The organism is Synechococcus sp. CCY9202 (assembly GCF_034931685.1).
Taxonomy (GTDB): Bacteria; Cyanobacteriota; Cyanobacteriia; order PCC-6307; family Cyanobiaceae; genus CBW1002.
Genome location: NZ_JAYGID010000056.1, coordinates 1 through 7,785, shown reverse-complemented (window position 1 = coordinate 7,785; position 7,785 = coordinate 1). Strand labels below are relative to the sequence as shown.

Sequence of the window (7,785 nt, the reverse complement as noted above, 5' to 3'; positions counted from 1 at the left end):
GCAGGATCTGCACAAACAGCTCCTCCAGGGCTCCGAGATGGCGGCGGCGGAAGTCGCTGATGCGGCTGTGGTCCGGCTGCTGGTTACCGGTCAGCACGCGGAAAGCCGCATCCTCATGGCAGGCCCGTTCGATTTTGCGAGACGAGGCAATACCGATGCAATAGGCGTACAGCAACAGCAGCGTCAGCATCCTGGGGTCATACCCCTTCTCACCGCGGGCATCCTTCTGCCGGGCGGGAGACATGATCAGCGCAAAGTCCAGTTCCTCCACCAGCTCCAGCAGGAAGAACACCAGGTGATCACTCGGCAGCCAGTCGATCGGCGACGGTGGCATCAAGCTGGTCTGTCCCGGGGTCCAGGGCCGGAAGGTCTTGGGCTTGCTCATGCCCCATATTATCGACCAGATCCATTGCAGCCACTGAGATCTGGGCAGATTCAGGGGCGTCTGTGGAGCATGCGGGCGGTGATCTATGCGCGACAGGCTCCTAGGCAGCGGAAGAACCGTGCAGAGCCTGGAGAACCCCGCTGGCAGATCCTTCAGGCCTCCAGCTGAAGCCGCACCTGGGCAGGAGGTTAGGCAGCTCCACTTCCCATGGCCAGGGTGGGGACTCCAGCCGGGCACAACAGCCCTTCTAGGATCGAGACTCTTCCGGTGCCCCGAAGGGATCTGCCCGCGCGATGACCGATGTTCCCGTTCAGCGGATCCGCAATTTCTGCATCATCGCCCACATCGACCACGGAAAATCCACCCTGGCCGACCGACTGCTGCAGGAAACCGGCACTGTCGCGGCCCGCGACATGCAGGAGCAGTTTCTTGACAACATGGAGCTGGAGCGGGAGCGGGGCATCACGATCAAGCTCCAGGCCGCGCGGATGGAGTACAAAGCAGCCGATGGTGAGCATTACATCCTCAACCTGATCGATACCCCCGGCCACGTTGATTTCTCCTATGAGGTGAGCCGCTCCCTGCAGGCCTGCGAGGGAGCCCTGCTGGTGGTGGATGCCAGCCAAGGCGTGGAGGCCCAGACCCTGGCCAACGTCTATCTGGCGCTGGAGAACAATCTCGAGATCATTCCCGTTCTCAACAAGATCGATCTTCCCGGTGCCGATCCTCAGCGCATCAGCGAAGAGATCGAGGCAATCATCGGGTTGGATACCTCCAACGCCATCCATTGCTCGGCCAAGACCGGCCTCGGGGTGCCAGACATCCTGCAGGCCGTGGTCGACCGGGTCCCGCCGCCCGAGGATCGTGTGGATGATCCACTGCGGGCCCTAATCTTCGATTCGTATTACGACCCCTACCGGGGTGTGATCGTCTATTTCCGCGTCATCTCCGGCTCCCTCAGCAAAAAAGACAAGGTCTTGCTGATGGCGTCGAAGAAAACCTATGAGCTGGATGAAGTGGGCGTGATGGCCCCCGATCAGCGCCAGGTGGATAGCCTGCATGCCGGGGAGGTGGGCTATCTCGCCGCTTCGATCAAGGCCGTGGCTGATGCCCGCGTCGGCGACACCATCACTCTGGTGAACAACCCGGCCAGCGAGCCCCTGCCCGGTTATACCGAGGCCAAGCCGATGGTGTTCTGCGGCCTGTTCCCCACCGACGCGGATCAGTACCCAGATCTGCGCGAGGCATTGGACAAGCTGCAGCTCTCCGACGCCGCCCTGAAATACGAGCCGGAAACCAGCAGCGCCATGGGCTTCGGCTTCCGCTGCGGCTTCCTCGGCCTGCTGCACATGGAAATCGTGCAGGAGCGGCTGGAGCGGGAGTACAACCTGGATCTGATCGTCACCGCGCCATCGGTGATCTACCAGGTGAACATGCTGGATGGCTCGATGATGATGGTGGACAATCCAGCCACCCTGCCCGATCCTCAGAAGCGTGAGTCTATCGAAGAGCCCTATGTGAAGCTGGAGATCTACACCCCCAACACCTACAACGGCACCCTGATGGAACTCTGCCAGGAGCGCCGTGGCGAGTTCATCGACATGAAGTACATCACCACCGACCGTGTGACCCTCCACTACGAGATGCCGCTGGCAGAAGTGGTGACTGATTTCTTTGATCAGATGAAGAGTCGCACCAAGGGCTACGCCTCGATGGAGTACCAGTTGATTGGCTATCGCAAAAATGAGCTGGTACGCCTTGATGTGTTAATCAATTCCGAAAAGGCCGATCCGCTCACAACGATTGTGCACCGCGACAAGGCCTACAATGTAGGGAAGGGACTGGTGGAAAAACTGAAGGAGTTGATCCCGCGCCAGCAGTTCAAGATCCCGATCCAGGCCTCGATCGGAAGCCGCATCATTGCCTCGGAAAGCATCAGTGCCATCCGCAAGGACGTGCTCGCCAAGTGCTACGGCGGTGACATTTCCCGCAAGAAGAAGCTGCTGCAGAAGCAGGCCAAGGGCAAGAAACGGATGAAGGCGATGGGCAAGGTTGATGTTCCTCAGGAAGCCTTCATGGCCGTACTCAAACTCAACCAGTAGGACTGCGCTCCCACCGGATCGCCCCCTGTTGGCAATCCCCTGTCCGCGGTGGGGAACCCTGATGGCGTCGTTGCTGATGCATCGGGATGGAACAGCAGGCACCGTGGAGGACACCATGGGGAGTGCGAAGACGTGCCGGAATCGAGCCATCCGGTGGCTTTGCCCTGCCCCTGGCCATGGGCACAGCCCTGGTGCTGCTGCTGAGTGGACTGTCGATCCAGACCACTGCCCTGCAGGGGCAGGCCGTCCTGGTGGCGGCCAGCCGATCGCGGCAGGCGGAGGATGACCTGGCCTCGGCGGCGGAGCAGCTGGTGGCCACCCTGGTGCAGCAGCATCCCTGCGTGCTGCCTCTGTCCCTGGCGGACTGGTCCGAGAGCGGGCTCAGCTGCACGGATCCGGCCAGTCGGGAGCACTTGATCGCCGCGACCATCGATCTTCCGGATCAGCCGGCCATGGGCTATCGCCTGCTGCACTGGCAGCCCAGCGCTGACCTGGCAGCCGAAGCGCCAGGGTCGGGCGAAAGGCAGCTGGTCCAGACCCTGGAGCTGGAGCTGGCCGGGACCGGAGCCGGCGGGACCTCCCCAAGGGCCCAGTTCGTGGTGACGCTGGCTCAGGACACCGCCACTGAAGCCTGGCGGGTGCAGCGACTGCACGAGCTGGGTCTGCGGGGGACGCAGCGATGAGCCTGCTCGAGACCACCGTGGCCGCCGTGATTGTGTCCGGCGCCGCGAGCTGCTCCCTGCACCTCTGGGGCCTGGGCACCACCTGGAGCCAGCGGATGGATCAGCAGCGCCTGGGTTCCACCCGTCTGGAGAGCGAACTGGTTGCCAGCCTGGCCCGGCTCCACAACGCTGCCGGGCAGATGGATCCCGCACTCCCTTGCCCGGAGGCTGCGGAGCGGGCCCTGGCTCTGCTGACCCAGACCCCGGTGACGGAGGAGGGAGTGCAGCGGACCGTGCAACAGCGAGGCGTAGCTCTGCTGCTGCAGCTGAGCAGTACCGAGCCGCCCCTGAAGCGTCAGCGACTGCTCCATCCGATCGCCCTGGGGCTTTGCAGGAGCCAGCCACGGCAAGCCTTGCCGGCCCCCCCGCCGGACCCTCCCTTGGACCCACCGGTGGATGTCGATCCAGCCACCACAGATCCAGCAGTGACAGATCCAACACCCACAGACCCAGCGTCCACCGATCCAGCGACCAGCAATCCATCAGCGCCTGATGCAGCCGCCAAGGATCCAGGCTCAGCAGGATCTGGCACTGACTTGAGCGCCACCTCGAGCACCGACCTGGCCAGGGGCACCGTCGCCTTGAGTCAGACGACAGCGGGAGGGAACGATGGCACTCCCTAGGCGCCGCTTCTGGCCAGAACCGGATTGGAGCGCTCCGGCAGCAGGCTTCAGCCTCGCGGAGCTGCTGGTCACGGTGGCGGTGCTGTTGCTGCTCGCAGCTATGGCGATCGGAGGGGCCCAGGGCTCGCTGGCCACCTTGCGGGTGGAGAGCGCGGCGCGGCGGGTGCTGCTCGGGCTCAGTGAAGGGCGCGCCGGCGCTGAGCGACGTGGTGAACCCTGCGCCCTGAGCCTCACGGCCGATGGCTGGCAGGAGCCTGCGACGGGCAGCCTGCCGGCCTGTCGGGAGGGGCGCATCGATCTGACCGAGGCCATCGATGGCGGGGCCATCCGCCTGGTCGACAACCTGCCGGAGCTGGTGCGATTCAGCAGCAATGGCCTGGTGCTCGACGGCGGCACCGTGGTGCTCTCCGCCGATGGCACGGAGCTACGCCGCTGCCTGGTGATGGCGCTGCCTCTGGGGGTCGTGCGCCTCGGCCGCTACGGCGGCGATCCCGGAGCCACGCCGATCAGCGACCAGTGCCGACCGGATCCCACCCTGTGACCACCATGCAACGCCTCCGATGCCAGCCATCTCCAGCCACCGCCTTCACCCTGCTGGAGCTGCTGCTGGCGCTCAGCCTGGGCCTGCTCCTGTGTGGCGTGATCGTGCAGGGTCTGCTGGCTGAAGGGCGCAACAGCCAGCGCTTTGGCCGTCATCTCCGGGAGCGCCAGTCGCAGTGGCGCTCCCTCGAACTGGTGCGCCACGACGTGCGGCAGTCCACCGCTGCAGAAGCAGGGCCCGGCGACGCCACCGCCACCTGCGGACTGGCCGGCCGCACGGCGGTTCTGCAGCTGCAGGCGGCCCAGGGCCGGATCACCTATTCCGTCGGGGCCGCGCCGAGTGCGATCTGGCGCGGCCGGGTGCTGATGCGATGCGGTCCCGCCTTCGGGTTATACGGCGAACTCAGCAGCGGTGATGCCCAGAGCCGCGTGGTGATCGATGGGCTGCCCCGGGACGGTGCGGGGTTCACCGCGCGCCTCGATGGCCGTGGCGGCCTGGAGCTCACCCTGCGCCAGGCCTTCGATCTGGCGGAGGGCCGCACCCAGGACCTGGAATCGAAGCTCACGGTGGCGGCGCCCTGAGGCCCCTCAGGCTGCGCTGTCGTCGTGGGCGAAGCGGCTGTCGAGGAAATCGAGTGCCTGGTTGCGCAGGCCGTAATCGATCCGATCCTCCATGATTCCTCGCGGTTCCTGGCCCGCGGGAAGGTGATCTCAAGAATCTCACCGATCTTCGCCGAGGGGCCGTTGGTCATCACCCCCATCCGATCAGCCAGGAACAGCGCCTCGTCGATGTCATGGGTGATCATCAGCACCTCCGGCCGGATCGCCAGGGCCCGGGCGATCGCCACCCGTTGCTTCATCCCACCGGAGAGCTGCGGGATCTTTGTCTCGGCCGCTTCGGTAAGCCCCACCATGGCGAGGTGCTCCCGGTTGATCTCCTTCTTCTCACGCGCCGACAGATCTGGCTTGACCGAATCGATCGCCAGGTAGACGTTCTCGTAGGCGGTGAACCAGGGCAGCAACGCATAGCCCTGGAACACCACCATTCGATCGGGGCCGGACCTGGTGATCCGGTTGCCGTGCAGCACCACCTGGCCATCACTGGGAGTGGAGAAGCCCGAGGCCATGTTCAGCAGGTTGGAGTTGCCGCAACCGGCGCGGGCGATCGCCCGCCCGTTTCGCACCCTGCTGCAGCTGGATCTGGAGCGGCCCGTGGGGCTCGACACCGATCAGCTCGGCAGCTTCGATGGGCGGCGGCCACGGCCAGGGGGAGCGGAGGACGCCTGCCGCCGCAAGGCCCAGTTGGGCATGGACATCCTCGGCCTGCCGCTGGGCCTCGCCAGCGAAGGCAGCTTCAGCTCACACCCGGCTCTGCCCATCCTGGGGCCGGCCTGAAGCTGATGGTGTTCCTGGATCAGGACCACGATCTGGAGATCTGGGAGCGGCTGGAGATGAACCAGGGACTTCCCTGCGGCTGGTGCGGATGGCCCACCTCCCTGGCTCGCGCCGAGCGATTCGGCTGTGTCAGCTGCTCCCACACCGCGGAACGTCCCCGCTGCGTGCGTGGAACCCGCGCCGCCGTCAGGACGATCTAATACGTCGGAATCCCGGCCATGTGCAGGTACACAGCCGGGATAGAAAACGGACCAGATCAGATCAGATCAGAACTTGTGATCGCGCAGGGCTTCCACCTGGTAGATATAGGTGATGATCGAGTAGTCAGCGTAAAACTTGGCTTCGATCTCATGGGTGATCTTGTCGGCCAGCTCGCGGGTGCCAGTGAGCACCTCGATTTTTACATTGGAGAGAGTGTGCGAGACGACTGGATCTCCCGTGGAGCGCACATTGCGACTACCTTCCCCACCAGCTGAATTTACGGTATAGCCGGTGGCACCTGCCGCCTTGATGAGCTTGATGAGTTTCTTGGAGAGGATTTCCTCCGCAACGATCACCAGCTTCCAGACTTGTTGACTCATGACTTTGACCTCCGAGCGGTTGTAGTTGTGAAGGGTTTAAGACTGAGAACTATCTTAAAGACCGAGCATCATCTCGGCAATCCCAATGAAGAGTGGGATGCAGATGGCGATCGCCACCGGCGTGCCGATGGCCGTGGAGGCGCCGATGTAGGCGGAGGGGTTCGCCGAGGGAATGCCAGCGCGCAGCGTTGGCGGGCCCGAGATATCCGAGCTCGACGCGGCGATCACCGCCAGCACAACAGCGCCACCGATGCTGAAGCCCGTGATCTTGTGAATGACAAGACCAAGACCGAAGGCCAGAAAACCGTGCAGGATGGGTGCGATGAAAGCGTAGATGGCAAACCACTGGGCAACCTTGCGCAGCTCATTCATGCGCTGGGCGGCCTCCATCCCCATGATGATCATCAGGATCGCAAGGAAGCCGCGGAACAGAGGGTTGAAGAAGCTCTCATAAACGGGCTCAGGCTTGGTGAGAATGCCAAGGGCCACACCCAGAAGCAGCGATGTGACGGCAGAACTCTGCACGCTTTCCTTGATGATCGGCCAGATCTCGACTTTCTCGGAAGCGTTGCCGGTCTTCTTGCTGAGGTAAACGCTGGCCACCACGATCGCCGTCACCAGGGCCGGGATGTCCATGAAGGGATAGAGGGCCGCCGTCCAGGCTTCATAGGGGATCTTGGCGGAATCCAACTGGGGCAGCACCGCCGCAAGAGTGGAGCCACTGACCGCGCCGAACAGGCCACCGGTGGCCACGGCGTCAGGCACCTTGATGCCTGGCATTTTCCCCAAGGTGTAACGACCGATGAACACGATCACGATACCAAGCGCCACAGCAGCGAGTGCCGGGAGGAAGATCTCGGTGGGGTTGGAATTGCGAATGGCGATGCCTCCGCTCAATCCGATCTTCAGCAGCAGGAAGAAGGTGATGAACCTGTAGATCGAATCTGGAATGGCCAGCTGGCTGCCGAATGAGGCGACGACCATGCCACCAATCAAGAAGCCAAGTGTTGGAGACTGAAGCTGCTTGATGAAGAGTGTAAGAAATTCGGCCAATTGAATCCTCTTGATGTGTTGACGACTAGGACTGCGGAATGTGTAGGTTGTCGAGCAAGACGAGCCAGCCACTGCCAGGCCAGGCCTCGGTGTTGCTATCGGATTGACGGGTGGATGAGGACATCCAAAGCCCGAATCAGGCTCCCTTAGGAATCAAGCATGGGTCACCGTTGCGGCGGTCGGGAGACGTTAATACCCGGGGACGACCACTGGGTGGTTGTGTTCCGCAGGATTGCGGATGCCATTGATAAGGTCAGACGTACCCGTTCAGGGGCCGTGACGTAGCAGCGCAGCATTCCACCCCTGATCGTTGATCAACGAGCGACCACAGACACCACGATCGATGACAGCCGATTCAGGGATTCGGCAACAGCGATGGCATCT

At 63.2% G+C, this 7,785-nt stretch carries 10 protein-coding genes and 1 pseudogene; 7 read left to right on the top strand and 4 right to left on the bottom strand.

Going from position 1 to position 7,785, the window contains the following annotated elements:
- Window positions 1-385, bottom strand: a 385-nt coding sequence (locus VB777_RS08200) for a transposase (protein ID WP_323248239.1), incomplete at its 3' end; no start/stop codon positions are given.
- A 293-nt stretch (window positions 386-678) separates the two neighbouring features.
- On the opposite strand from VB777_RS08200, the gene lepA reads away from it, so the two are divergent.
- From lepA to VB777_RS08175, 5 genes are all read left to right on the top strand, one after another.
- Window positions 679-2,487 carry a translation elongation factor 4 gene (lepA, locus tag VB777_RS08195; protein ID WP_197169668.1) on the top strand — a complete coding sequence of 603 codons (1,809 nt, stop codon included), beginning with the start codon at window positions 679-681 and terminating at the stop codon, window positions 2,485-2,487.
- A 122-nt stretch (window positions 2,488-2,609) separates the two neighbouring features.
- Window positions 2,610-3,170, top strand: coding sequence for a hypothetical protein (locus VB777_RS08190; protein ID WP_323248236.1), 561 nt, complete (start codon window positions 2,610-2,612; stop codon window positions 3,168-3,170).
- The gene (locus tag VB777_RS08185; RefSeq protein WP_323248234.1) at window positions 3,167-3,832 is read left to right on the top strand and encodes a hypothetical protein; all 666 of its coding nucleotides are present in this window, start codon (window positions 3,167-3,169) and stop codon (window positions 3,830-3,832) included. The genes VB777_RS08190 and VB777_RS08185 overlap by 4 nt, the downstream gene beginning before the upstream one ends.
- Entirely contained in the window at window positions 3,819-4,373 is a 555-nt protein-coding gene (locus VB777_RS08180; RefSeq protein WP_323248232.1) for a GspH/FimT family protein, read from the top strand. The genes VB777_RS08185 and VB777_RS08180 overlap by 14 nt, the downstream gene beginning before the upstream one ends.
- A gap of 5 nt (window positions 4,374-4,378) precedes the next feature.
- Window positions 4,379-4,954: a prepilin-type cleavage/methylation domain-containing protein gene (locus tag VB777_RS08175; RefSeq protein ID WP_197153886.1), complete on the top strand. Its 576-nt coding sequence runs from the start codon at window positions 4,379-4,381 to the stop codon at window positions 4,952-4,954.
- A gap of 6 nt (window positions 4,955-4,960) precedes the next feature.
- Here the strand turns inward: VB777_RS08175 and VB777_RS08170 are convergent.
- Window positions 4,961-5,538 (bottom strand): annotated as a pseudogene (locus VB777_RS08170) (ATP-binding cassette domain-containing protein); the annotation flags it as partial.
- Here VB777_RS08170 and VB777_RS08165 point away from each other — a divergent pair.
- Window positions 5,498-5,767 carry a hypothetical protein gene (locus VB777_RS08165; protein WP_197172566.1) on the top strand — a complete coding sequence of 90 codons (270 nt, stop codon included), beginning with the start codon at window positions 5,498-5,500 and terminating at the stop codon, window positions 5,765-5,767. The pseudogene VB777_RS08170 and the gene VB777_RS08165 sit on opposite strands and share 41 nt — an antisense overlap.
- Window positions 5,768-5,772: 5 nt before the next feature.
- The gene (locus tag VB777_RS08160; protein WP_197169672.1) at window positions 5,773-5,967 is read left to right on the top strand and encodes a hypothetical protein; all 195 of its coding nucleotides are present in this window, start codon (window positions 5,773-5,775) and stop codon (window positions 5,965-5,967) included.
- Window positions 5,968-6,033: 66 nt separating this feature from the next.
- Here VB777_RS08160 and VB777_RS08155 read toward each other — a convergent pair whose 3' ends face one another.
- Window positions 6,034-6,348: a P-II family nitrogen regulator gene (locus VB777_RS08155; protein ID WP_197169673.1), complete on the bottom strand. Its 315-nt coding sequence runs from the start codon at window positions 6,346-6,348 to the stop codon at window positions 6,034-6,036.
- Window positions 6,349-6,402: 54 nt separating this feature from the next.
- Entirely contained in the window at window positions 6,403-7,401 is a 999-nt protein-coding gene (locus VB777_RS08150) for a sodium-dependent bicarbonate transport family permease (RefSeq protein ID WP_197153889.1), read from the bottom strand.
- Window positions 7,402-7,785: the final 384 nt, after the last annotated feature.

Bases quoted from the DNA above. Each gene is read 5' to 3' on its own strand.
- VB777_RS08165 (WP_197172566.1), top strand. From the start codon at position 5,498: ATGTTCAGCAGGTTGGAGTTGCCGCAACCGGCGCGGGCGATCGCCCGC.
- VB777_RS08185 (WP_323248234.1), top strand. From the start codon at position 3,167: ATGAGCCTGCTCGAGACCACCGTGGCCGCCGTGATTGTGTCCGGCGCC.
- VB777_RS08175 (WP_197153886.1), top strand. From the start codon at position 4,379: ATGCAACGCCTCCGATGCCAGCCATCTCCAGCCACCGCCTTCACCCTG.
- VB777_RS08160 (WP_197169672.1), top strand. From the start codon at position 5,773: ATGGTGTTCCTGGATCAGGACCACGATCTGGAGATCTGGGAGCGGCTG.
- lepA (WP_197169668.1), top strand. From the start codon at position 679: ATGACCGATGTTCCCGTTCAGCGGATCCGCAATTTCTGCATCATCGCC.
- VB777_RS08180 (WP_323248232.1), top strand. From the start codon at position 3,819: ATGGCACTCCCTAGGCGCCGCTTCTGGCCAGAACCGGATTGGAGCGCT.
- VB777_RS08155 (WP_197169673.1), bottom strand. From the start codon at position 6,348: ATGAGTCAACAAGTCTGGAAGCTGGTGATCGTTGCGGAGGAAATCCTC.